General features: G+C 40.8%; 24 protein-coding genes and 1 pseudogene. 13 read left to right on the forward strand and 12 right to left on the reverse strand.

All coding sequences use genetic code 11. The annotated features are described in order from the left end of the window. Positions 1 to 101: 101 nt before the first annotated feature. The 3 genes from ACM0OY_RS28410 to ACM0OY_RS28420 all read right to left on the reverse strand — a co-directional run bounded on the left by ACM0OY_RS28410 (position 102) and on the right by ACM0OY_RS28420 (position 4,339). Positions 102 to 2,624: a filamentous hemagglutinin N-terminal domain-containing protein gene (locus ACM0OY_RS28410; protein WP_414572133.1), complete on the reverse strand. Its 2,523-nt coding sequence runs from the start codon at positions 2,622 to 2,624 to the stop codon at positions 102 to 104. A gap of 302 nt (positions 2,625 to 2,926) precedes the next feature. Continuing rightward, positions 2,927 to 3,412, reverse strand: coding sequence for a VOC family protein (locus tag ACM0OY_RS28415; RefSeq protein ID WP_414572134.1), 486 nt, complete (start codon positions 3,410 to 3,412; stop codon positions 2,927 to 2,929). Positions 3,413 to 4,063: 651 nt separating this feature from the next. Then, entirely contained in the window at positions 4,064 to 4,339 is a 276-nt protein-coding gene (locus ACM0OY_RS28420) for a hypothetical protein (RefSeq protein WP_414572135.1), read from the reverse strand. Positions 4,340 to 4,621: 282 nt separating this feature from the next. On the opposite strand from ACM0OY_RS28420, the gene ACM0OY_RS28425 reads away from it, so the two are divergent. Further along, positions 4,622 to 5,551 carry a hypothetical protein gene (locus ACM0OY_RS28425; RefSeq protein WP_414572136.1) on the forward strand — a complete coding sequence of 310 codons (930 nt, stop codon included), beginning with the start codon at positions 4,622 to 4,624 and terminating at the stop codon, positions 5,549 to 5,551. 60 nt (positions 5,552 to 5,611) lie between these two features. On the opposite strand, the gene pyrC is transcribed toward ACM0OY_RS28425, so the two are convergent. Beyond that, the gene (pyrC, locus tag ACM0OY_RS28430; protein ID WP_414572137.1) at positions 5,612 to 6,640 is read right to left on the reverse strand and encodes a dihydroorotase; all 1,029 of its coding nucleotides are present in this window, start codon (positions 6,638 to 6,640) and stop codon (positions 5,612 to 5,614) included. A gap of 73 nt (positions 6,641 to 6,713) precedes the next feature. On the opposite strand from pyrC, the gene ACM0OY_RS28435 reads away from it, so the two are divergent. Both ACM0OY_RS28435 and ACM0OY_RS28440 read left to right on the forward strand, forming a co-directional pair. After that, positions 6,714 to 7,019, forward strand: a complete 306-nt coding sequence (locus ACM0OY_RS28435; protein ID WP_414572152.1) for a hypothetical protein — start codon at positions 6,714 to 6,716, stop codon at positions 7,017 to 7,019. 114 nt (positions 7,020 to 7,133) lie between these two features. Further along, complete coding sequence (locus ACM0OY_RS28440) at positions 7,134 to 7,388, forward strand: hypothetical protein (RefSeq protein ID WP_414572138.1); 255 nt, start codon at positions 7,134 to 7,136, stop codon at positions 7,386 to 7,388. Between the two features lie 220 nt (positions 7,389 to 7,608). Here the strand turns inward: ACM0OY_RS28440 and ACM0OY_RS28445 are convergent, their stop codons facing one another. The 6 genes from ACM0OY_RS28445 to ACM0OY_RS28470 form a co-directional block, all read right to left on the reverse strand. Next, on the reverse strand, positions 7,609 to 8,181 hold the full coding sequence (locus tag ACM0OY_RS28445) for a hypothetical protein (protein WP_414572139.1): 573 nt from the start codon (positions 8,179 to 8,181) through the stop codon (positions 7,609 to 7,611). Positions 8,182 to 8,186: 5 nt separating this feature from the next. Beyond that, positions 8,187 to 8,483: a hypothetical protein gene (locus tag ACM0OY_RS28450; RefSeq protein ID WP_414572140.1), complete on the reverse strand. Its 297-nt coding sequence runs from the start codon at positions 8,481 to 8,483 to the stop codon at positions 8,187 to 8,189. A gap of 13 nt (positions 8,484 to 8,496) precedes the next feature. Next, entirely contained in the window at positions 8,497 to 8,826 is a 330-nt protein-coding gene (locus ACM0OY_RS28455) for a hypothetical protein (RefSeq protein ID WP_414572141.1), read from the reverse strand. 295 nt (positions 8,827 to 9,121) lie between these two features. Beyond that, positions 9,122 to 9,538 carry a hypothetical protein gene (locus tag ACM0OY_RS28460; protein WP_414572142.1) on the reverse strand — a complete coding sequence of 139 codons (417 nt, stop codon included), beginning with the start codon at positions 9,536 to 9,538 and terminating at the stop codon, positions 9,122 to 9,124. Between the two features lie 90 nt (positions 9,539 to 9,628). After that, the gene (locus tag ACM0OY_RS28465) at positions 9,629 to 11,116 is read right to left on the reverse strand and encodes an AAA family ATPase (protein ID WP_414572143.1); all 1,488 of its coding nucleotides are present in this window, start codon (positions 11,114 to 11,116) and stop codon (positions 9,629 to 9,631) included. Continuing rightward, complete coding sequence (locus ACM0OY_RS28470) at positions 11,116 to 13,833, reverse strand: TnsA endonuclease N-terminal domain-containing protein (RefSeq protein WP_190901070.1); 2,718 nt, start codon at positions 13,831 to 13,833, stop codon at positions 11,116 to 11,118. The genes ACM0OY_RS28465 and ACM0OY_RS28470 overlap by 1 nt, the downstream gene beginning before the upstream one ends. A 520-nt stretch (positions 13,834 to 14,353) precedes the next feature. Here ACM0OY_RS28470 and ACM0OY_RS28475 point away from each other — a divergent pair. Further along, the gene (locus ACM0OY_RS28475) at positions 14,354 to 14,617 is read left to right on the forward strand and encodes a hypothetical protein (RefSeq protein WP_414572144.1); all 264 of its coding nucleotides are present in this window, start codon (positions 14,354 to 14,356) and stop codon (positions 14,615 to 14,617) included. A 100-nt stretch (positions 14,618 to 14,717) separates the two neighbouring features. Here ACM0OY_RS28475 and ACM0OY_RS28480 read toward each other — a convergent pair whose 3' ends face one another. Beyond that, positions 14,718 to 15,641, reverse strand: coding sequence for a transposase (locus ACM0OY_RS28480; RefSeq protein WP_414572145.1), 924 nt, complete (start codon positions 15,639 to 15,641; stop codon positions 14,718 to 14,720). A 204-nt stretch (positions 15,642 to 15,845) separates the two neighbouring features. Between ACM0OY_RS28480 and ACM0OY_RS28485 the strand changes: the two genes are divergently transcribed. The 9 genes and pseudogenes from ACM0OY_RS28485 to ACM0OY_RS28525 all read left to right on the forward strand — a co-directional run bounded on the left by ACM0OY_RS28485 (position 15,846) and on the right by ACM0OY_RS28525 (position 25,034). Further along, positions 15,846 to 16,355, forward strand: a complete 510-nt coding sequence (locus tag ACM0OY_RS28485; RefSeq protein ID WP_414572146.1) for a GNAT family N-acetyltransferase — start codon at positions 15,846 to 15,848, stop codon at positions 16,353 to 16,355. A 601-nt stretch (positions 16,356 to 16,956) separates the two neighbouring features. Beyond that, on the forward strand, positions 16,957 to 17,709 hold the full coding sequence (locus ACM0OY_RS28490; RefSeq protein WP_414572147.1) for an SAM-dependent methyltransferase: 753 nt from the start codon (positions 16,957 to 16,959) through the stop codon (positions 17,707 to 17,709). Positions 17,710 to 18,017: 308 nt separating this feature from the next. Then, positions 18,018 to 19,130, forward strand: coding sequence for a DNA polymerase IV (gene dinB / locus ACM0OY_RS28495; RefSeq protein WP_414572148.1), 1,113 nt, complete (start codon positions 18,018 to 18,020; stop codon positions 19,128 to 19,130). A 75-nt stretch (positions 19,131 to 19,205) separates the two neighbouring features. Next, the gene (locus tag ACM0OY_RS28500) at positions 19,206 to 20,756 is read left to right on the forward strand and encodes an FAD-binding domain-containing protein (protein ID WP_414572149.1); all 1,551 of its coding nucleotides are present in this window, start codon (positions 19,206 to 19,208) and stop codon (positions 20,754 to 20,756) included. 171 nt (positions 20,757 to 20,927) lie between these two features. Then, on the forward strand, positions 20,928 to 21,005 hold the full coding sequence (locus tag ACM0OY_RS28505; RefSeq protein WP_414572153.1) for a hypothetical protein: 78 nt from the start codon (positions 20,928 to 20,930) through the stop codon (positions 21,003 to 21,005). 485 nt (positions 21,006 to 21,490) lie between these two features. Then, a complete protein-coding gene (locus tag ACM0OY_RS28510; RefSeq protein WP_414572150.1) occupies positions 21,491 to 22,381 on the forward strand; it encodes a calcium-binding protein in 891 nt (296 codons plus the stop codon). Positions 22,382 to 22,730: 349 nt separating this feature from the next. Beyond that, positions 22,731 to 23,430 (forward strand): annotated as a pseudogene (gene rpaB, locus ACM0OY_RS28515) (response regulator transcription factor RpaB). A gap of 15 nt (positions 23,431 to 23,445) precedes the next feature. Continuing rightward, entirely contained in the window at positions 23,446 to 23,637 is a 192-nt protein-coding gene (locus ACM0OY_RS28520) for a hypothetical protein (RefSeq protein WP_322733290.1), read from the forward strand. A 650-nt stretch (positions 23,638 to 24,287) separates the two neighbouring features. Next, positions 24,288 to 25,034, forward strand: coding sequence for a class I SAM-dependent methyltransferase (locus ACM0OY_RS28525; protein WP_414572151.1), 747 nt, complete (start codon positions 24,288 to 24,290; stop codon positions 25,032 to 25,034). Here ACM0OY_RS28525 and ACM0OY_RS28530 read toward each other — a convergent pair. Further along, positions 25,031 to 25,363, reverse strand: coding sequence for a DnaB-like helicase C-terminal domain-containing protein (locus ACM0OY_RS28530; protein ID WP_414572154.1), 333 nt, complete (start codon positions 25,361 to 25,363; stop codon positions 25,031 to 25,033). The genes ACM0OY_RS28525 and ACM0OY_RS28530 overlap by 4 nt on opposite strands. Between the last annotated feature and the right edge of the window lie 51 nt (positions 25,364 to 25,414).

A 25,414-nucleotide genomic window follows, 5' to 3' on the forward strand; every position in this document is an offset into this window, starting at 1 on the left:
GAAAAAATATCGAAAATGAATCATTGCTATTGCTAGTAAAACTTTAAGAACAAGAGCCGTAGATTAATTGCGATCGCCCTTACGTATATGCCGTGTCGATCTCAATTCTTCCTGATTTCTGTAACAGATGATACTTTTGCTGTAGAGGGTTGCTCCTGACATTTAGAAGCAGACACTTGGGCGTAGGGGTTTGGTGGATTGGCTTGTGGGGTCAAGACTACATCTCCATTAGCATTCAATATCCAACCTTGGGCTTCTACAATTTCTATGGGTTTTTTAGTTGTTAATGGCTTTGATTGTTCAGAATTATCAATAGATCCAAGCCCAACAGAATTTCTCTGCCAAGTAGAACTGTTGTCTAGCTGGTTGTCAGAACTAGCTGCTAGCCCCCCAGTACCGCTATTGACAAATGTACTCGCTACTCTACCAGAACGACCCTGACATACTGATGCAATCTCTGGTGTTTTTGCGAGATCCTGTGGTTGTACTTTGGTAAGGCTGGGATTTCTGTTTTGGAAGTTGACCTGTACTGTGCCGTCAATTCCTCGTTGAGAACTAGCTGCAATCTGCGTATTGGGGGAAATAAATAGTCCCTTGGTATTGATACGTATGTTACCCCCACGCCCACGGAATGCGTTCGCTGTGACGGCACTGTTGTTCGAGGCACTCAGGATGTCTGTGTCGATGCGGATGTTGCCGCCATTGCCAAAAGTGCCTTGTGTACCAGCAGTTGCAGAAATATTGGCAGAGCGTAGCTGAATGATTTTCGAGGTTATACCGATGTCGCCACCCTCGCCAATCGCAGTGGTTGCAGTAATGCCGCCAGCGCTAGTGATGCTGATTCTGTCGGCGTTGATTTGAAGCGTGCCGGCGTTACCGGGGCCTTCGTTTTTGACGGTAACTTGGGCGCCGTCTGTAATATTCAAATACGGAGTATCAAGCGTTATGCTTCCTGCCTTCCCGGTGGGGGTTGGTGGTACTTCATAAGCTATTTGTAGAGTTTCATTCACAATTGGTGCTGATGATGCAACAGTACTAAAACTCAATGAATCTGAAGATGTCCCTAAAACTTTTATTGAATTAACAGTTTTAATAGTAATATTTCCGGCATCACCTGAAGATAATGTGCTTGTAGTTACGCTTGCCCCATCAAGGACAAACAAGTTAAAGGAATTAATAGTTAAATCTCCAGCATAACCACTTCCGTAGGTAGCAGAATTAATTGCTGAATTAGTTTTAAAAGAGGACAACTGGCCTATTAATTTTATATTCCCATTCGCATTTAATGATACGTTGCCACTATTGCCGCTAGCAAAAGTAATGGAACCGATATTACTCCCATTTTGTAGAAGTATATTTTCGGCTGTTATATCTAGTTTTCCAGCATTTCCAGAAGAGAGAGCAGCAGTAGCTATTACTCCATAATTTTGAATTAAATTACCTATTTTTCCAGTTATATTTCCACCAGAGCCAGAACTATAAGTGAAAGTATTAATACCAGCAGAGCCGTTAAAACTAGAATCTGGTTCTCCAGTCCCAATAAGTTCTAATAAATCAGTGTTGATAATGATATTTCCGCTTGAACTATTACTAAAAGTAGCGGTAGCTATTTGCGATTGCTCAAAGTAAGTTTTGTGGGAATTAATAATAATATTTGCACCGGAATTTTTCCCAAAATTCACAGAAAAAATTCCAGTAGCATCCTGTTCTGGTTGAAAGTTTTTTAGGATAAAATACTCAGATGCATTAATAAAAATATTACCATTTTGACGTGAACCATAGTCTTGATTAAGTAACACAGAACCATCTAATATTCTCACTTCGCGTCCTTGAAGGTTTATAGTATTTTTTCCTACTCCTTGATTATTACCAGCATAAATTAAAGCACTGTCTGATAATTGGATATCTTGAAAAGCTGAATTTTTATCATAAATAAAAGACAACAGATTATTTTCAAATTTAATATTGACTTCTCCAGAATTAATACTTCCTAATTCAATTTTTCCATTATTGCTGCTAATAATTCCTCCTTCTAAAAAAACATTTCCTCCTATTAAAGCCAGAGTATGGTCAGCTTTCACTTGTAAGGCATTAGAAAATATCTCGTAGTTAAGGGGAGAGTAATAATCATTTGTTTTTAGAGTATGTCCTGTATTTCTAACAGTAATTGTTCCCTGATTTTTATTAAATTGTAGTCCCACAGGTACACTAATAGTTAATAGTGGTTGAATTTGACTACTTTTAGCAATAAACTGAAATCCGTCAGCAAATCTAATGGTGTTTGCTGTACTACCTACAAATGAGCCACCAATATCTAAGCGTGCATTTTGCCCAAATACAATTCCATTTGGATTTATCAAAAACAAGTTGGCTGTACCATTAACACGGATTAGTCCATTAATATCAGAAACTGATGTTCCAGTAACTCGACTAATAATGTTTTGAGTATCTAAAGGATTATTGAAATAGGCAGTAATATCTATGGGAACAGAAAAATTCTCAAAACTATGGAATAAATTGTCTCCTACTTTAGTGCCTCCTTCAATAACTATAGTGTTGTCATCTAGCCTTGTAGTGCTATTCTCTAATAAAGTTTTATCTGGAATTATTTCAGCGTTTGACAAACAGATACTTGAATAATAAAAACAAGTTGAAATCGTAAATGTTTTGAGGAAAAAATAACTTTGTTCTTTCATTTTAATATCGAGATTTTGCTCCCAAATAACCTGAAATCAAATGAAACATATGTAATAAGTGCTTCTCACATTATGATTCTTGTAAGTATAAGCAACGTAGTTCAAATTTTCAGTATTGATAATACTGGTTTATCTTTATATTCTGCTAGGTAAAAATATCGACATTGTAAAATGTTCCTATAGCTCAAATACAACTATAGGGTTAAGAAAAATTTATTTCTATTTTGTACTTAAAGCAGATTAGTTCCTAAATCTAGTATTGGATCTCCTAATGGGCGCTTATTAGCGGCAAACTCTAACAAAATACCGTTAGGATCGAAGAAATAGAATGAAGAAATGAAATCTGCATTTGATATTGGAGTAGCTTGTATACCTTTAGCTATTAAATTTTCTCTATATTGTTCTAACTTTTCTAGTGGTACATTAAATGCTACATGGTTCATAGAAGCGTGCGCTGTAGCAATATTTCCCGTTAAGTGAGCATCTGGACTCATAGACGCAATACCCGGAGCTGCTTTAGGCGCATTCGGAAACCAGAAAAAAGCTAAAGTTCCACCATTGCCAATATCAAAGAAGAAATGCTGTCCACCATTTGGCATTTCCATGACTTTGAGCAAAGAAAGCCCCAGAGTATTACTGTAAAAATCTACAGTAGTTGCTACATCTTTACAGACCAATGCAAGATGGTTAATGTTTTGTAATTGAAATTCTTTCATTGCTTAATCACTTAATAATTTGATATTTGACTATTAGGGTGTAACTGGGGTTGAGACGAAAGAAAACAAAAAGCCAAAATAGCTCAAGTTTTGAAACGATTAATTCGATAACGAAGTCTTGGGATGAGAGGAACAAATCTTCTAAAGAGCATAAACTAGATAAATCTATAAAGTTGGTTTATAAGCGATAAAAACTACTGGATTTTGCGCCCTTCACGAAATTCTCTGTCCAAACAAAAATACATTGTAGAGTTTGATAACAGAAGTTTCTAGAAAAGTTCTTGATTTTGACCCGGAAGTTAACGATTTGGTCATGCAAAATATACCTGATTGATGTCCTGATTTTGCTGTCATCTCTCCTAAGACGGGTTTTGAGTTAACGAGCACTTAAACTGCGATCGCCCTGGCCCACACCCAACACCAACCGCCTCTCACAGGACATCCCACAGCAGCACACACCAGTATCGAAAGTATTTCCTGACATTTTTGGGAGAAAAAACTGCTGTGAGAGTTACTGGATAAGGATAACTTGTTACAAATTTTTCAATCCTCAGTAAAATACTCAAACAAATTAGTAGCCTACTTTAGCTGATTACTGAAACAGATGTGTGATATGTGCGCTAATTATTGCAACTATCTAGAGATAGATTATTAATTAGAAAAACCATCAACTCGCAAATCACGCCAGATATCAGAAACCTGCCAGCCAGTGTTACCAACGGATTGTAGAACTGGATAACTTTGCGCCGAGGATTGGTAAGTGGGATATTCTGTGGCTAGATGAGCGATTTCTTCTGGTGGCTGTTGCTGTTCGACTCTTTCGGCAGTGGCGGTGGTATCAACCGCAGGCAATTCTTCGGGTAACGGTTGTGAAACGACAGACTTTTTGAGAGCGCGGAACTCAGGCTTTTTGATGATAGGTTTCATAATTATCTGGGTGGTGAAAGCTCGATCTTAAAAAGATAGATGCAGTTAAAGTTACATAAATGCCTCATTTATGGTCAGTGATTAGACAGCCCAAGGCAAGTAGTGATAACAAGGCAAGAGAGTTCGGTTGAAGAAGCCTTGCAATTGACGACCACTGCAAAGATATAAGAAGCTAATGAAAACCCCAACCTGTAAACAAAGGCTGGGGACTTCTAATAAACCTAACCCCATGATGCCACGAGCAAATAACAAAAAGATCGCCTTCAGACCGGAGGTGGCTCTATGACCCGCTCCCCCTCTCGTAAAAAGACCACCTCCGCAACTTCCTCAAAACCAAAGTCAGCACTTAAGCCTGCAAAAGAAGAACAGGACAACCCAGGCTCAGTCACGGTTGAAGTGGCAGCGGTTGAAGTACCAGAACTTACCGAGGATGAACAGCGCGACCGCTTGCATTTAGAGCGAAAAGTCGAGCAGGCTTTTGTTGAAGCGGGTAAGGCGTTGATGGAGTTACGCGATCGCCGCCTTTACCGTTCGACGCATAGAACCTTTGAGGAGTATTGCCGCGATCGCTTTGGTTATAGCCGTGATGCTGCCTACCTGAAGATATCTGCTACTACTGTATATGAGAATATTCAGAAATATTTGCCGACCATTGGTCGGCAAATTCCTCTACCAAGTAGTGAGCGTCAATTGCGTTCCGTTGCCAAAGCAGAGCTAGAACCCACTGAACAAGCGACGGTTTGGCAACAAGCAGTGAAAGAAGCAGGTGGGAAAATTCCATCTGGTCGCATAGTTAAAGACGTTGTAGATAGAATTCGAGAACAAACCAAAATCCCGAACCCTTACCGAGAGGGAGAAATCTGTGTTCTCTTACCCAAAGACAACCCAGATTTGCGGGGCAAGGGCGGTTGCTGGGGCGTGATTACTCAGGTTGGGGATTACAGTTGCACAATCCAAACCTGGGATGAAGACTATACCGTAAAGATAGAACACCTAAAATCCTTGGAACTGCTGGATGATGATTGTAAATTCATGCAACAGCTATGCCTTCGATTGCGGCGGTTACATCAAGTGGCAGACCATGACGTGTCTGTAGATTGGCTATTGCAGGGGTTGGGAAAACAGGCGAAGCCGTATCTGTCAGCGTTACAGGCGAGGCTGTTGGCGGCAATGGAACGGGAGTATGGGCTGGATGGGAAGCAGAAGCGGTGATAGTGCAGCAAGTATTCATAACCGACAGGATTCCACAACGGCTGATGCACAATGCAAATGTCATACCATTTGCCATGTCATTTCCTGCCCCGCCCCCAAAGGTACAAGCCCAGATTCCATAAATGGAACTTCATCAGGAACGCGCCAAGTCGTTTTGGACAAGGTAATTCGCTCGGTATTACGCGGCAGTTGATAAAAATCTGGGCCATAAAAGCTAGCGAACGCCTCCAGTTTATCCAGGGCATTGACGCTTTCAAATGCCTCGGCATACAACTCAAGGGCGTGCAGAGCCGAAAAGCATCCCGCGCAGCCACAGGAACTTTCTTTGCTGGTGCGGGTATGGGGAGCGCTATCCGTACCTAGAAAAAATTTCGGATTTCCCGATGTTGCCGCTTGCAACAAAGCCTGACGATGCTCCTCCCGTTTCAAAATGGGCAGGCAATAAAAATGGGGGCGAAGGCCGCCTTTGAATAGGGCATTACGGTTAAACAACAAATGTTGTGGCGTAATTGTTGCCGCGATAGTGTTGGCAGACAGGACATACTGCACCGCATCGGAGGTGGTGATATGCTCCAGCACCACCCGCAGGTTGGGAAATCGTTGCTTAAAGGGAATTAAATGTCGCTCAATAAACACCTTCTCGCGATCGAACGTATCAACATCGTTATCGGTCACTTCCCCGTGGAGTAATAACGGCATGTCTACCTGCTGCATCGCTTCAAAGACGCGATCGCACTTAAGAATATCCGTCACACCGGAGTCTGAGTTGGTTGTTGCACCGGCTGGGTAGTACTTGACAGCTTTGATAAACTGGGATTCTTTTGCCCGGAGAATGTCGTCGGGGCTGGTGTTGTCGGTGAGGTAGAGCGTCATCAATGGCTCAAACTGTTGACCCTGTGGAATGGCGGCGAGGATGCGATCGCGATACGCTGCGGCATCTGCCACCGAGCGGATAGGGGGCTTCAAGTTCGGCATAACGATCGCGCGGGCAAACTGACGCACCGTGAAGGGCAGAACCGCTTTGAGTGCTGCACCGTCGCGCAGATGCAGATGCCAATCGTCAGGTCGGGTGATGGTAAGCTTTTGCATCCTTTCATTATAAAACGGCAACAAAGGCCTTCAAGGGGCGATCGTCCAGATTTGGTATGGGGGGGCGATCGCCATTGAACGCAGGCTCTCAAGACGTTGCACTCTCAGACCGAGATTCGACGTTTACCGAGAAGTTTCGGGAGCAATCCACGCTATCTTCAAACGCTATACTGACTTGGTGGAAGGGGTCGCTTTAGATGAAGGATATTTAGATGTGACGGAGAATAAACAGAATATAACCTACGCCTCTACAATCGCAAGACATATCAAAACTGCGATTTTCCAGGAAACTCAGTTGACGGCAACCGCAGGGGTGTCAATTAACAAGTTTCTTGCAAAAATGAAATGGCATCAGGACAGAACAAACCTAATGGACTAACTGTTATCTTACCGGAGGAAGCGATGTCTACGACAAGCCGCAAGCGTCTACGCCTTTGTAGAGCAGCTGCCGATTGAGAAGTTCCACGGGATTGGAGAGGTGACGGCGGCTAAAATGCACTCACTCGGCATTCATAGTGGTGCAGATTTGAAGCAGCGTTCGTCGGAGACGTTGCCGAAGGCATCGCTGACTGACCTAACACACCACTTTGGTAAAGCAGGTAATTATTACTACAAGATTGCCAGAGCAGAGGACGACCGCCCAGTTGAGGCGAATCGGGTTCGCAAGTCAATTGGTGCAGAAACCTCGTTTGCACAGGACTTAAGCGATGTCAGTCAGTGTGATTTGAATCATAAAATAAACTTTTAGCTCAAGATATGCTTCAAAAAGAGTTAACCATTTTATGCTTCAGAAATCGGCGTCAAAGTAGAAAAATCACATCTACCAAGTAATTGCAGCACTTGATGAGGGATTATCGTTGCGTCAGACAGCAACCACTTGCTAGTTAGGAAATGGTGGTTAGCCGATGAGTAATCAACTTGGCAAGTCTGGTAATTGATTATTAGCTATATATAAAATCTTCATTTCGTCACTTCATGCCCGTGAACCCCTCAATTGGATAGAGATCATCAAAGCCCGCTAAAAAATTACTAGCGTAAAGTAAATGGTAATCTTTTAGAGTGGGCGGATCTTTTATATGACCTTCCTCTTCTTCAACAAGGTATTGCTTACCGTAAAGCCGTTGATAAGCATGTATAGGAACTGGAGGCTCAAAGCCACTATCTAGTTCTTGGTAATAGTCTAATGAACAAGCTAAAGTAACTGATTGTTCCATCCGTAGATGGTCGGTAACTAACAAACCTCCGTCTGGGTGAGGCTGTAATGGTATTTTTATTGCTTCCCACCAACCGCTATACCAAAGCTCTTGTCGAATATGCCCAACCCATTCGTTGTACCTATGAATTGATTCGTCCTTGTCTGGATCGCCAGTGTAGCTATCATTGTATTGAGGGATTTCCACCAAAAAGCCCCACTTTGTACGCCATTCAATATCAAAGGATCTATCGCAATAAGGTAATGGCCACGGTTTAACTAATTGAAAGCATTGTTTCTTATCACAATCAAAAAATTCACAAATTAATCCTATTGGGCATTTACTCATGGTTCCTAAAATGTCATTTGTTGTACATTTTTAATGTTGCCAGTGCCATTACACCAATTGCATTTTTGAGGCGACTGATCGCCCAACCAGCGATAGACCTTTCCCTCCCCAGCACAAGCAGAACACTGATCTAAGATTGCATCTAACACGCCACACATATATTTTTGTGCAGCTTCTTGGGTGGGATAATCAGCATGAGATTTTAAGCTTGCGCCTTTCTCTTTGGGGTGTTTTGCTGTAGCGTACCAAAATTTTGTAATGTCATCTTGGTAGGTTTGAATACTTATACCACGGTGTTTCATTTTTATCATAAAGTTAACTAAAAAGTTGATTTAAGATATTGTTTATTTGCCCGGAAAAGCAATAAGAGCAACTGTGAGTAGCTTCATTATAGTTAGCCTCAAGGCAATTTTCCGCATTTTCTAATCTACCAACTGGGCCTTTGATTTCAATTATTGCTATTTGTTCACCTTCAGCTTCAATAATTGTTTTTACTCTTGATTCTGGTAGGTTTTCGGGAGAGAGCGAATCTATTGATAAGCCTGTATCTACAACAATATTTGATAAATGATAAATTGATTTACATCCATCATCGGTACAAAATACTAAACAATTATTCCTAACGTAAATCTCAGTAATTCTCATTGTATAAAATTCCTATTCGCCCTTTTTCCTATCTTATAACTTCAACCTTGATTCTCTTCAAATTTGCAAAATGCTCAGTTGTGCGTATGCCGCCCGCATACTCAACCAAGCAATAAGGGGCGTTTGCAATACTGTGTTCAATAATTATGCAGGGCTGCTTTGTTTTCTCGTTGAAATATTTAGTCATAATTCCTTTTTTGTCACATGAACGCTGAAATACTTATGCTGTGGTTGGGTAGATGCCAATCTTAGTAACTATTGTTTTTAATTTTACTTTTCTTTTTAGACATAATCTTCAAGTTGGGAAATACTGCTGTAAAATCGGGTAAAAAGAAGCAGCAATTGCCTCAAACTTATCACCATCTGGATAAGGACGAAGAATTTCCTCACCGTCTTCGTTCAACCATTTTTGTCGTATTGGAGTGTACTCAAGCGATAGAATTGCAGTTCTCCACCAGCCAGATAACGCTAAATATTCCCCAGACCAAAATAGCCGAAAATCAATCTTATTATTTCGATAAGCTTCACTAATAGGATTAGAGTGAGGACGATTTTTCGGATTAAAACTTTCGGTAAAGTAGCCTTGAAAATCAATTGTTATAAAACCTTTTTCAATTTCTGCTGTTAATTTAAAGCGAGAGTGTGGATAATGATCTGATGGGATTTTTGCGGCTGTTAATTCAAATTCTATAGGTAAAGTAGATAAATTCATTAATTAATAATTTCCTTTAATATTGATACGAACTTTATTGAAAAACTGATACCTTTGATAAAAACTGTTTACTACTGAATTTTTTGATGTTCACTGAAGTCCTACAGTATCTCGTTTAGGTTTGCGTTGCCCAACACGTTGGGAAGACTTTTTAGGCGTTTTAGGCGTTTCCTGTTGAGTTGCGGCTTCATCATCAATCGTCTTCTTTTCTACCGTGTGACTGGCGGTAATATTTGTTTCTAGTGGTGTTTCGCTAATTAAAGAATCAGCTGGTTTCGTCTTCTTGCGAGTTTGTTTTTTCTTGGGGGCTGGCTCGATAGGAATTTCATCTGGTGTTGTGGAAGCCGTTTCATCGGCCGTAGAACTAACGGGCTTTTTACGAGTCCGCTTTGTTGGGGATGGTGGTTTGTCAGATTTCGAGGGCGATGCAACCACATCTGCTGCGCCCTTTGATAAATCCACCGCAGTTTTTGGCACAGATGTAGAACCCATTCCCATCTGTAGCAAATGCCACAAATGTTCACGACGACTTTCCATGTAACTAAGTTTTTGTTCACCCTCAGTAGTATCCAGCGCCATGCGTTCACATTGGGCAAGAGAGAGCGTATGTTCATGGAATTGTTCTAAACTCAGAGTATCGTGTCCATCATGCAATGCCGCCGCCACAGCCCGGATGAGCCAGTCCTTGAGTACCCCAACACAACCAATGGAACGCTCATAAAAATAAAGCCAATGCTGCATTAGCTCTTTTACATCCACATTCATAGGTACTTGCATCAGAAGTGCCAATAATGCAGCTTGAAAATCTTGGCGGTCAAGTTCATTTTGATACAAATAACGCGGAAAATGGATATCCAGTCCCCGCCGGGATGCTTGACCACTTAAATTGCGGAAATTCAGCAGTTCATAAGTCCCAATCAGAATGTGTAGCACACCCGTAACATTGGTCATGGACTTAATCCAGTCCAACTGGTCTAAAAGCTTACCAGCACTTGCACCAGTCCCAATCTTCATTAAGTGCTGTGCTTCATCCAAAATCACTGCCCGTACTCCACGTTTGGTCATCGCTTCTTCTAATGCGTGGCGCAGTTCAGGCGAATCATTGAACTGGGCTGTTTTAGTCCGCCCACGTCCTTTCTTCTCCCAAGTTTGTTCCGCGTCAATATCTATCAGCATCCGCCGCTCATAGAATGGTTCTCCCAAAAGTTTCAGCGCAGTGCGGTAATAATCTGCCCGATTAAACACTCCACCATCCGGTGGTCGTGTTTCTAACAGTAATAATGGTATTGGGGGCTGAGAGCCGTTACGATAGCTCAATGAATTGGAAACACCGGGTAACTGTAACTGTTCGGGTAAATTCTTATTTAACCGTTTAGCAATCTGGCGAATCATCGTTGTTTTACCCACACCACTTGGCCCATACACCAACACATGAGCAAATCCGGCGGGTTCTCGAATCGCACGCATCAAGAGCATATCTACCCGTGCTAACTGGGGATGTAAAACTGCATACTCCTTAAACTGAGTGAGTTTCGACTGCATTTCGCCGCTTTGATTAAGGCTCTCCAAATTGTCCATTAACGGTATTCCCCTAGTATCGGCAGTCGTGTGAGATCCAACAGTTCAACGTTGTTTTGCAGTGCTGGCAATTGTTCGTCATCTTGACTGTGTGCTTCCATAGTCGGCTCAAGAATGCTGACTGGGGGGAACTGGGGTACACCTTCCTTATTGGGCGTTAAATTTTCCAGTACCCCAACAGCTTCCAAATCCCGTAATCGTTGCATGAGTAAGATTTCATGTTCTTGCACCGCCGCGATGAAGTCTGCAAGGCGTTTGGCAGAGATATTTGTACTCACAGCATTACGCTTATCTTGTTGTCTAATTTCTTGGGCAGCTAACAGCACTTCTTTCTCTGTGCGTCCGGCAAAGGTGCTGTAATACTGGGAGATACATTTGACCCATCTTCCCTCTAAGTACGCATAAGCTACACCCATGTCAAAAGGGTCATAGCGCACACTGACTTTGGTTTTTTCGACAACCGGATTGCGGAAAGCATCGTTCCAGTAATAAAGATAATTGACTTTAATTCCCTGTCCCGGCTGGACTTTAGCGTTGCCTTTGGGTGTACTAGGGCGTGTTGCCATGAGGAAGTCTTCGTTGTATGCAATGTGTCGGTGTTCCCTCTCCCCTGTAGCAACGATAGCGTCGGTATAAACTTGTAATGGTGTCTCACCCAAGGTATCATGTACGCTAATGTCATAAATAGTGTATGCCCACTCACTCAGGTAAGTATATAAATCTGCCAATGTCCAAACGGCAAGTTGTTTGGGGTCAACAACTTTGGTCAATTGACGTGGCTGCTTACTGGCTTGGGTGTTGCCCAGTAAGTTAAAAATAAATTCCGTATTTGTTGTGCCGAATAATCGCTCCACTACTGAACCAAAACGGGGTTTACCTCCAGGTCTTGTCTTTTTAATGCAGTGGTAGCGTGCTAATAAGGTATCAAAGTAAACGCTATGAAATTCCTTGCCGCCATCTACAACTACGGATTGGGGAAAACGACTAAAACGCTGGACACACAACCTTAGTGCCATCATGCAAGACCTGTAAGAAGGTGGGTCAAAGGTGAGATAAACTGCATATATGCGTCGGGAATAGGCATCAATCAGTAAGGTTAGCCAAGGTCGTCCTAAGTTCCGACCAGTTACTTGAGAGCGTAATTCAATGTCGAGTTGGGTGTGGTCAAGATGGCAGATGGCAAAGGGTCTGTCTCCATGCCGGGGGGTGGTTTTAGCTAGTTCTAAAACAATCGGTTCGGTTGCGTATGCAGCTTTTGCCCCCTGACGTTTTAAAGTCTGCTCATGGATGGGACGCTTTTTTAGCCGAGTATAAAATGTGCGCTGACTCAGTGGAGGGATGTTAGCAGTACAGCAGGCTCTTGTATAGGCGCGATAAACGGAAGCGGCGGGAGCTTGTCTTGGTGTCTCGAAATGTTCGGTAATAAATTGATCTAATAATTTGCTTGCATCCGTTGGTGCTTTGGGTTGGCGATTTCCTCTACTGGCGGTACGCGGCAGCAACCCAACATAACCGCAACCAAAAGTGGCTTCTGCTTCCCGAAACTGTTTGACCCATCGAGACAAGGTGCTTTGAGGTATGTCCTTATATATGTCTGTGTGGTGCTGGAAATATGCTTGTACTAGATGAAATCTGCGATTGGCTCTTTGTAGATCCGTAGGTGAGGCAGCATCCATCAATTCACGCACTTTTTCATTTATGGTTGCGTGTGTTTCTGAAGTATGAATGTTGATAGTGCCACTATCAAATAATTGCAGAAAAAATGCTGTGGGCAACTGCATTGGTTGCCCAACTTCGGGTAAAAGTGTGGTTGTCTTCTCGCCCAAGTTAACTAAAGTCCAAAGTTGTGAGTCCCAGACTAATAAGGTATTGGGCAAAAGTGTTGTGGGCGAGATGATTTGTTGATGATGCCCAGTTGTCCCTATGGCTAAATGTGTATGAGCAGCATGAGTTTGTTGGTCTGCCCATAATTGAACTCGCCAATGCTCCACTAGGGGGACTGCATACAAGTCTACATAAAGTTGCTCTGTGGCAATCATGGCGTAGATATCGTTAGCACGTACTCCAGGTATGCTTGCAAGTGTGGCGGCAATGGTTGTTCCTGGGGTGGCTTGAACTGCTGAAGAGATTTGTTCTGTAATGGAGTGGGGGATATTGACACTGAACCTAAAGTAGTCTTCTAAAAACATTAGGTTCTGGGTGAATACGGGATTTAGTTCGGTATCGGTGCGAACGTGGTATGTGAGTCCAAATGATGCGGCGTAAGCTTCTCCTGGTGGGCAATGCCAATGACCAGTTTCAGTTTTTTGGTAGCGTGAGGGGTATTTTTGGGCTAGTCGTTTTAATTCGGTTTCGGTTTTCCATTCTTCCCAGGCTGCACCCGTCGTCCGCAGCACGAAGAAGTCTGGGGTATGGTAATGACCTATTTTTCGTCCGTTTTGGTTTTGGTACTGAATTTTAAATGGCGGTGGTTGGTCGTAGAACTCTAGCACAATAGGATCATGTTCCATTTGATAAATCGCCCACAGTTCTACTGTGTGGCTTTCAAATTGAATGGTTTGACCCATTTTGCGGCTAGGGTAAACTCCACTGACGTTCTTGGCGCGTCCTTGTACTCTGCGAGAAGGTGGGGCAGCGCGAATTGCGGCGATTAGTAAGAGTGTTTGTGCCGTTAGTTGCTGTTGCTTACACCAATGGTCAAATTCATCGTCTGTCATGAGAGTTTTTTATTCAAGAAAAGAGTGTTTCTCTTTGCCAGGAGGCAGTTTTAGGCTTTCAGGACACAAGAAAAAACTACGGAGTCATGGTTTTAAGTGAAGCATATCTTGGAATTTTGAACCATATTTTGAATTAAAAGTTTAAGTTAGCGCAATTTTTTCAGAGATTTTTTGTGCAAGTTTCATTCAATTGTATTTTTTTAACTCATTTTTTAATTATGCTTCAGAATTTCAACTCTCTCTCATGATTTGATTCAAAGTTTTATGTTCTGATTAGTGAGAAAGCCCGAAATCACGTTAACTGTTTCTCGATTTATGGTTCAAAAATTTTCCCAAATTATGATTCAAAGGACAGTCAGATGTTGCAAGAACTCGAACAAATTGCTTCTTGTTGCATGGGTGTGGATTGCTTTTTGGGCACGTAAGCGGAGCGTGATGCCAGATAGCCTGTCAATAAAGGTGATTTTATTATTAAATGGGAGCGCAAGATTAAAAATAAAGGTAATGCGGTTTATTAGATATGGATACTCGTATCCCAGAATGTATTCGTCCAGTATTAAATGATTATTTGTTGTTATTACAAATCGAACTTCCGGGTCTGATAGAAGGCTTTTACATTCATGGTTCTATTGCACTTAATGCCTTTAACCCATACTTGAGCGACATTGATTTTATTACTATTCTCATACAACGAGCTACAACATCCGAGGTAAAAAAACTAAAAGCAGTTCAGACATCTCCGAAAACACTCAAAGCCTTTGTATGGCTAAGCTATAGTCCGTAAATGCAATCATCCTAAATTAGCTAGTCTGTACGATAAAATAAGACTTTGAGATATTTACTGTTAATAATTAGGCAAAAATATTTAGTTATGTGCGGTAATATTAACCTGATGATATAGCCGATATTTTTAATGGTAAGATTAGCGCTTTAATTCGTAATCTTACTAGCCCACAAATCGTCAAAATCACTTGTTCATATTTGTGGGGATTTAACCTAAATCTCTCTTGGACAACTCGAAATATCTTGACTGACCGAATTCGATGTTCAACAAAAATGCGTTGAAATGAAAAAGCTTTATTATCTTCTTTTTGTTTAGGTGTTAATTCTCTATTTTTTGGTTTTTTAATTGGAGTTATAATTAAATCCTCTCCAACATATGCTTTATCTCCCTTAAATCTTTGTTGAGAGTCAAACTCCGAGCGATATTCTCGGAACAAAGTTATATCGCTTTTTGGCCCCGGCTCACCTGCCACAGCATCAACAATATCACTACCATCAGGTAAGATAATCAGTTGACTTTTAAATGTGTGATTACTCTTCTTACCTGAAAAATATTTCTTTTGCTCATTATTGTCTCCAGGTCTTTCTCTGACTTGTTCATAGCTATCTACTATTAATTCATAATCTGTGAGTATTTCTTTTACTACTTCATAGTCAGAGGCGTTTTTTTTTACTTGTTCAAGCAAGCTGGATGGTAGCAACTCTCGCAAGTTTGGCAACCAATAATTAAACGTATCATTGGCTGTAGACTCACTTACTCCAAACTGGATGCCCAGAAGTTGAAAGGTTATCATGTGTCGCAGATAAACCAAAGTTAAAATTATTTGTTCGGTCATAGATAATTTTGGTTTACGACCTCCTCCACCAGCAATAATTCTAACTTTCTTGGATTCTAACAATACCTGTTTTTCATTATGTAACCGTTCTGCATTCTGGATTAACTGTTGTAACTGTTCATACTCCAAACCAATTAACCTCTGTGTTTCTTTAGGATTATCTTCAATGTACTTCAGTATGTCACTCATGTTTTTGTGTCAAAAACTTTTCATAATGTTCTTTTACCACAGAATATTACTATTTTGGAGATGTCTATTTACATATCAAACTTTTATATAAACCAGGGGACAAGACTTTAAAAGTCCTCTATTTAATTTCTTGTAATCATAAATTATGTCCTATCCCGTGTTCATATAATAAATAGTTAGACATCAATAACAAGGTGTTCGACTATGAGACTTCTTGAAACAGAGCGTTTAGTTCTTCGTCGGTTGACAGTTGAAGATAGTAAGTTCATTCTTGAGATATTGAATGACCCTCTGTGGTTGCGCTTTATTGGTGATAAAAGTGTGAGAACCCTTGATGATGCTCGTGAATATATTTTGAAGAATCCGGTCGCTATGTATGAGCGTCTTGGCTTCGGGCTGTATTTGGTTGAGCTAAAGGAAAAAGGAGTGTCGATTGGAATTTGCGGTTTGATAAAAAGAGATTCCTTGGAGGATGTGGATGTTGGGTTTGCCTTTCTTCCTAAGTTCCGGGGAAAAGGATACGCCTATGAATCTGCTTGTGCTGTCATCATGTATGGGAGAAGAACCTTCGGCTTAACTCGTATTGTCGCTATCACTACACCGGACAATTATGGTTCAGCAAAGCTGCTCAAAAAACTAGGGCTAAGCTTTGAGCGAATGATTAAACTATCTGATGATAGTAAAAGTGTTAGTTTGTTCATTTCTGATGTCTAACAATTGCAGTGTAGGGGATTGAAGAAAGCCGCTCGTGCTGAGTTCGAGTTTTTAGCAACCTCTGACCGGAGCCGTTATGCCGCGAATCTCAGTTACCATTGTAAGCATTTCACAAACAGGGTCTGGGGTTTGCAATAGCGCTCCTAAAGGTGTTAGCTCTGAAAAATACATTAGAGAGTAGGTTATTTTGCGATTCCATTAAACCAATCGTGAAAGCACGATGAGGATGTGAGACTATCTTTAAATGTAACTGTTTGTCAGACAAAGGTTAGTTAGATTCAAAAAGATAACTTAATGGCAAGTCCTTTACCCAGAACTAATTTTGCACAAGGGCGCTCGCTGTGCTGTTGTGCTGGGTCACCTTTGGTAATTCGGCTCTGGCAGCATTGTTTTGAGCAGTTGCTGTGCTGTTGGGGGTGATGGAGAAGGAGTATAAGATTGAGTGGAAGCACAAAAGGTAATGTTAAAATCTTGCAAATCGAAGCTAATGATAAACTCTTACCACATAAGGGATTTGAGGGAATTGATACAGATGTTAGCAAAAACGTAGAGTTTCTCATATAAATAGAAATGCAATCTCTACTTTTTTGTATTTATCAAAATGGAAATTCCAGCAGTTCCTAATACAGCCAGAATTATTGATTATTGGCTGGGGGGTTCTCATCACTTTGAGATTGATGTTGAGTCAGCTCGTGTATTTGAGCAAGTCTACCCTGACAGCCCACAAGTGTTTCAAACACTCAGAGGCTATATTGGGCGTGTATCTCGTTACATTGAATCTCAAGGGATTAACCAGTTTGTTGTATTTGGCTCAGGGTTACCAACCTGTGGGAATGTTCATGAAGCAGTGCCCGAAGCATTAGTATTGTATACCGATATAGATCGAGCTAATATTGAACTAGGTCGTAGAATCTTAGCTAATAACTCAAAAACTGACTACACATTTTGCGATGTTACAAGGCTGGAAACTTTAGATCGATCGGTGATGGTTAATGTGTTGGGAACAGTGCAAAGGTTAGGAATAGTTTTGATAGGCGTGTGTGCTTTTATTCCTGATGAAATTTTAACTGTGGTACTGGAGAAACTTTACGACTGGTCGCCAGCAGGAAGTATGCTTGCGTTAGATTTTGATGGAGAAGCGGCAGCAGAATATCCGCAACTGCTTCAACTAATGGACTCATTAAACGCACACTTGTATTTGCGAAATCCTAGCACAATAGAACCGTTGCTTGGAAGATGGCAATTAACTAAGCCAGGTATTTTACCAGTTTCTCTATGGCAAGATGAAGTTGGGGCACAGACAGTAGAAGCCAGTGAATCAGTTTTTATGTATGGCTGCGTTGTTTATAAATAGGATTTGTTGCTCTGGTACTTAAAAAAATTACAATTATTAAAATATAGATTTTGAATAAAATCAATTTTTGAAAAATTATTTGTTATGTATTAACGATTAACAAATACTTCAGCTTGTGTGAAAAAAGCTGGGTGAAAAACTATCCAAACCATTTTCAAATTTAGCTTTAGCCAAAAAATTACTTTTAGATGTAATTTTTTAATACCTAAACAGATGAAAATCAGATAATAGTGCTAATGTACTATATTAGGAGTAAATTTTTTAAATATCAAACTATCAATTTTTTGGAAGAATAGCCACAAGTATAAATGTGCGATGCCTTAACTCCTAAGCCCTGGAGGAAGATAATACACGTAGACATGGACGCTTTTTACGCATCGGTTGAGCAACGGGACAACTCGCAATACCGAGGCAAACCATTAGTAGTTGGTGGCAGTCCAAATCAAAGGGGTGTGGTAGCAGCAGCCAGCTATGAGGCAAGAAAGTTTGGCATCCACTCAGCGATGCCATCAGTCACAGCAGCAGCCAAATGTCCAGGATTAATCTTTGTTAGACCAAGATTTGATGTTTACCGAGAAGTGTCTGCCCAAATTCACGATATCTTCAAACGTTACACTGATGTAATCGAAGGAGTAGCCCTAGATGAAGCATACTTGGACGTGACCGAGAATAAACAAAATGTTATGTATGCTTCCACTATTGCTCGGTACATTAAAGTAGAAATACTCAAAGAAACAAACTTAACAGCAACAGCAGGCGTGTCGATTAACAAGTTCCTGGCAAAAATGGCATCAGGACAGAACAAACCCAACGGATTAACGGTGATTTTACCGGAAGATGCGGCAGCTTTTGTGGAAGGGTTAGCGATTGAAAAGTTTCATGGCATCGGAGAAGTGACAGCAGCCAAGATGCACTCTTTGGGTATACATACTGGCGCAGACTTGAAGCAGCGATCGCTGTCTGAACTGACTCAACATTTTGGGAAGGTGGGGCATTATTATTACAAAATAGCCAGGGCAGAGGATGATCGATCGGTTGAGCCGAACAGAGTCCGCAAGTCGATTGGTGCAGAAACATCGTTTGCGGTTAATTTGAGCGATCGCGCTCAAATGTTATATGAACTCGAACAAATTGCCCAAATTGTCCAGCAACGCCTAGAACAAAATTCTACAAGGGGACGCACGTTAACGTTAAAAATCAAATTTTCTGATTATCAACAAATCACACGCAGCAAGACTTTACCTAATTACACCTGTGATTTGGATGCCATAATCACTACAGCCACAGAACTGTTTGAGGCGGTTGAGATGGAAACCCCCAGCATTAGGTTGCTAGGAATTGCATTGTCGAATTTAGAAAAAGCGAAACAAACACAAGTAATACAACTGCCACTGTTTGAATACGTGGTGAATGAGTTGTAAGCAATCTCTTGAAGAGAGTAGGAGAACTTCCAAGTAATTTGGTACAAATGTATTGTAAGCAGAAAAAGTTGAAATATGCACCTTGTGTGGTTCCGTCGAGATTTGCGGCTAACGGATAACGAGATAGTAACTTTGGCAACTGGTGAGAGTGCAGCAGTTTTACCATTGTTTGTTATTGATCCTTGGTTTTATACCTGGGCTGATGTGGGAAAAAGTAGAGTCAGGTTTTTGTTTGAATCATTAGAAAACTTAGACAGAAACTTGAGAAAATTAGGAAGTAAATTATACTTATTTGAAGGCAATTCTAGAGAAATATTGCAAGAGTTGACTAAACAGTTAATGAACTGTGGGTATAGACCAAAGCTTTGGTTTAACAGGGATGTACAGGTAGAGTACGGTATCAGTCGAGATAAAGCAATAGTCGATTTTTACAAAGAATTAAAGCTCGATTATCAGATTGGGCTAAATAACTTCTTACAGCTAGAAGATAAGCGTGACAAATGGTTTGAGGATTACTATATATATCAACGCAGAGTGCAGCATCAAGTCCCTCAAACTATTAATACACCTGATATAAGTATGAACTTACCGCAGTTAACTTTTGAAGAACTCAAACAAAAGTATCAGCATTTTTGGTCAGTAGAGAAAGTATACTTCCCTGGTGGAGAAACGCAAGCTTTGTCCAAATTAGATTCATTTTTGAGAAGTAGATACCAGGGGTATCACTGGAAACTGTCGCGTCCGATGTTGTCACAAATGGGTGCAACATCACACTTATCTCCTCATCTGACTTTCGGAACTATTTCGGTTCGCAGTGTCTATCAAAAAACTAAACTCAGAGCCGAAGAACTAAAGAATCACCCTAAAGCAGAATTTTCACTCAAAGCATTCCGGGAGCGTTTGCGCTGGCATGATAGCTTCACTCAAAGGCTGTATTTTTATCCAGAAATTGCTTACAAGAATCGTTATGAAGAATTTGATAATCTATATACACCAGAACCGCTATCACCAGCTAAACAAGAATTGTTTCAGGCGTGGCAACAGGGTCAGACAGGATTCCCATTAATTGATGCAAGTATGCGCCAATTAAAAACGATGGGCTGGATGAACTTTCGCATGAGGGCAATGTGTGCCACATTCTTGACAATTAACTGTGGGATTTCATGGCATCACGGAGCTAAAAATTATATGAATTATTTAGTAGATGGTGATTTAGCAATTGATAATTGGCAGTGGCAGATGCAAGCAGGTGTAACTAATCCATTAAGCGATACTTTTAGAATATATAATCCAAACAAAAATATTTCCGAGAAAGACCCAGACGGAAGTTTTATTTATCACTGGATATCGGAACTAAGGGGGTACAGTTTACCAGAAATTATTTCGGAAAAATATATTAACAATAGTTCTTATTCACAACCAGTTTTAGACTGGTCAAAAACGCGTAAAGTGAATGGGAAAATAGTTTCTGATTTACGTAAACAAACAAGAGTGCGATTAATAAGCCAGGGTGGAGATGAATATGAAAGTGCTGTGGTTGCCAAAGAAACTGTAGATAAATACTGGCAGCATAAAGATAAGGAATATCAGGAATATCAGCAAAAGCTTACCCAGACAGAATTTTAGCGATGGCTACGCCAACCCCTGGCGGGCAACGCACCAGCCACTTGCGGATTGGGTATAATTCATGAGTACAGCCCCAGTTACCAGTAGGAAGCACGATTGGTCCCTAGTTCATCCACCCCACCAAATCGAAAACTCAAGATAACAATCCTGACAGTAGGCTCTAGGGGCGATGTGCAACCATACTGTGCTTTGGGCATTGGCTTGAAACGTGCGGGGCATGAGGTAACGGTCCTAAGCTCTAGCTCATAAAGGGATTCAGGCATTTTCATGGCAAAAAGAATTTGTTTTTGAAGCTGGTTGATAGGTGTAATGAAGACCGTAGAATCAGGGAGAAAGTAAAGAGTTATGTGACAAAAAGCCTTAAGTATTTGCTCGGCAGAAGGTCGATCCGTTTTGCGCTTGGGATTGCCATCATAAAGACCTTGCAAAGAATCTTGAGCTTGTTGGAGTGCAAGCCTGACAACAAACTCCATCAAGGTAAAAACTCGCAAAGCGATATTTAATAAAAACATCAAGCCAGTGATTCGGTTTTGATTCTGGAAGTAAATCGGTAAGGCAGGTAAAGAACCTCAGGCGAAGGCATTGAAATTCCTGGAGTATTGGACGGAAGAAACAAACAGATTGAAGAAGAAGAAAGATCCACAATCTCAACAACTCCAGTTGGCAATGAAGGTTTTGATTTCCATTGATGAATGTGCTTCACTAAAACCTGTGTACTCAAGGAGAATCAAAATATGGCTATTATCAATGGCGATAACAATGCTAACACGCTCACTGGTACTAATAGTGCTGATACTATCCAAGGCTTGGGTGGTGATGACACTATCTACGGTTTAGGTGGTAATGATAGGCTTGATGGTAATGATGGTAACGATAGAATTTACGGTGGCGATGGTGCTGACACAGTACGCGCTGGTAATGGTAACGATTACATAGACTTAGGCAGAGCTGAATTAATCACCGGTAACGAGTTTAATCTTGTCGATGCTGGTGATGGTGATGATACAGTTATTGGTGGTCAAGATACTGATAGGATTTACTTATACTCTGGTACAGACTCAGCTAATGGTGGGGATGGTAGAGATTATATATTCGGTGGTATAGGTAATGATACTATCCGTGGTGGTGGAGGTAATGATGACCTTTATGGAGAAGAAGGTAATGATACCCTCTATGGAGACAATGGCGACGACCTCCTTGTTGGTGGTTTTAATAATGATAGCGTTTATGGTGGTGCGGGTTATGACCTTATACGTGCAGCCTCTAAGATTACCTATTCTGATTTCTCTAATCAGAGTAGGAATACTGTAGATAATCTTTGGGGTGGAACTGAAGGTGATACATTCAGCTTTGGTTATCGTGTAACGTACAACGGTGTGCTTCGTACGATACAGGATTATCAAGGTGGAGGTAATGCGGACTATGCTATTATTCGTGACTTTCAGGCTGGTTATGGGTATGACCGTATTCAACTAGCTGGTAGTTCAAGTGAATACTCGCTTGACCGTATGACGCTTAATGGAGTTGAAGGAACGGGAATACGTTTTGGTACAGACTTAGTTGCCCTAGTAAAGGATAAGTTCGATCTTAGTCTGACTAACTCCAATCAATTTATTTATTTCTAGTTATTACCTAATCTCTTTTCGGACTTCATACTATCCTCCGGTTGTGGGAAGGTGCTTTGAGTTGTTACTTCTACTTTCCCACGGCTTACATAGATTCAGTAGACCGAAAAGTTTTCCACAAACCTTATGAGTCCTTGATTTTCCCTTGGGAACACTATCCATCGAAATCAGCTTATCATCGACCTTTCAAGTACTTTTGTTCTGGATGGACGAATAGAGCGATCGCTTCGCTACCCGGGCCACAGATACTTCAGAGCAGAAGCAGGAATAAAATTATATTGCAGCAACGCTTCAAAGGGTGGATTGCTCGAATATCATGATTTTCTAACTGCATACAAGTATTGAAAACGTGGAAAGCTATAAAGAAAAAATCCTGGTGATAGATGACGCGTCTTTCCATGATTGGTTACGATGCGGTTACGGCTGGTGATGGCGAAGAAGCATTAGTAGTGTTTCGTTCCGCTGCCCCAGACTTAATCGTTTTAGACGTAATGATGCCAAAGCTAGACGGTTACGGTGTGTGCCAGGAATTACGCAAACAGACTGATGTCCCAATTATCATGCTTACAGCTCTGGCAGACGTTGCTGACCGAATCACTGGGCTGGAGTTAGGTGCAGATGACTACATAGTTAAACCATTTTCACCAAAAGAACTAGAAGCGCGAATACGGTCAGTATTGCGACGACGGGGTAGCAAAACAAGTGCTGCTGGCGTTCCCAATTCAGGAGTGATTGAAGTAGGCTTTCTCAAAATTGATACAAATAAGCGAACTGTCTACAAAGGTGATGAGCGAATTCGGTTGACGGGTCTAGAGTATAGCCTGCTAGAGTTGTTGGTGAGTCACTCAGGAAAGTCCTTTGACCGTAGAGAAATGTTGCGGCTTGTTTGGGGTTATACCTCAGAACAACATGCAGATACTCGTGTAGTGGATGTGCATATCTCCCGATTGAGGGGAAAACTAGAAGATGACCCCAACAATCCAGAATTAATTATTACTGCTAGAGGAGCAGGCTATCTTTTTCAAAGAATTATTGAATTAGAACATTAATCATGCAACCAACAAATGTCCTCCCTTACAGTTGATACTGTGCTTTGTATCAACGGCAGTGTCCTAATCGTCTTTTATACGCCTGGACAATGCTGGCAGTTTCGTGTCATCAGCCGCACAGGTGGTATTTTCGGAGAGCAAAAGATTTATTACAGTGCAGAAGCGGCTTTGAATGTTGGTTTGGAATCGTTGAGGGATGAATGGTGATGGGTGCTCCTGATGCACAGCAGCAAGTCGAGTGACATCGCACTTCAAGACCGATTTTTCGTCAATTGTACCAAGATAGCCTCAAGACTCTGTAGAGCAGCGTTTGTGGTGCAGAGCTGGTTGGATGATGAGCAGGAGCGATTGAAAATGCAAAGCAAGGCTTGATTACTTTGTTTTCTAGTGTTGCTAGCAGTTGTTTAAAAAGGATGTCAATATGTTAGTGCCATTCTGTATCGATTATTTTATTGTTTATACAATTAAGACAAAAAAGTAAAATTTACGGATTAATCTTTTTGCTTGTAACCACTGCGAACGCTCGTTTAACTCCAGCTTATCTTGGCTCTTTTCGATTGATATTGATGAGCGAACTCGACTATACGTTGCGTGAAAACCTTAAGTTTTATGTAGGGTAAAGTAAATATTTATAATTAATTTATTAGGTTTATAGAACTAAGATTAAACTCTAATTAAGAGCATTATTACAAATTTCTGCGTCAATTAATCCTGCGATTGCACAGCGAATTTTATAAAAAGCGATCGCCAAACTTTTCGGTCTACAGAATGTAATTGACTTGAGTCTACAGTCAAGTATAATTAATACCTACCTATAAGATTTATTCGCTTCAATTGCCGACTTTGACGAGGGTTTTATGAATAAATTTGCCGACAATCCAGCAAACTATTATGATTTATTATTTCAATATATTTACACTGAGTACCACGATGAGGTTGTTAAATCTCTGTTTCCTATAATTAGAGACTATAATAATATACTAGAGATAGGAGTAGGTACAGGTCTAGTAGCAGAAAGAGTCTTAAAACTAAAACCGAATTGTAGCTTTACAGGAATTGATATTTCTAAACAAATGTTAGATGTCGCAAAAAAACGACTGGAAAATAAAATTAAATTAGTCGAATCTGATGTTCTTAATATGCAACTGGAAGAGAGTTTCGATCTAGCTTATACAAATAGCGGCGTTTGGTTTTTTTTAGATACAAATACCGACAATGAATACTTACTATGTAGTAGTATTAATAGTTTTGAGAATAATGTAATAGCATTAAGGCGTGTTGCTGAACATCTGAAAATGAATGGTCTATTGGTTCTGAGCGCTCAAGGTATGCATATAGATAGGGTAGAAAAATTACCAGGAGACATAATCCATCAGGTCAAAGTTTCAAAAACAGATACAGGCGTTAAAAAGCAGTATATATGGATCAGAGAAAACAATGGTGAAATAATTAGCGATACAACTGCTGATTTGTTAATTCTTGATAGCAATAAAACAAAACAGTTGATGGAGCAGTCTGGATTTGAACAGATTGGCATAGAAGGGAATAAAAAACTTATGAAAAACTTTTTACTGTCAAAGTTTCATATTTACCAGAAACGTTAACAAATAATTGTTTTGTCCAAAAGTAAATGGTGGTTGGGGCGTTTGTCAGCAGTTGTTTGATTCCCCCGGTTGATTTGACAGCCCAAGAAAACCGGGATTTTGTGTTCTTTGGCGATCGCTCGAATCTGTCGAGTAATCTTACCGACCTCATGGGCCATATTCCCGCCCGACTCCAAAGGAATTTGCTGCAAATAATCGACAAACACAGCACCAATCGACCCCCCAAACTCAGCAATGGCACGACGCACGGCAGAAGCAATCATGGTGGTGGTCGGGGTGGAATGCTCGAAAATCTGCCAGGTATTTGCTGCAAGTTGCTCTACACCCAGGGCGGCCGCATCTTATTTACTAATAAAAATTAAAACAAATCTGAAAATGTT

The sequence above is a fragment of the Nostoc sp. CCY 9925 genome (assembly GCF_963920935.1).
Lineage (GTDB): Bacteria > Cyanobacteriota > Cyanobacteriia > Cyanobacteriales > Nostocaceae > Nostoc.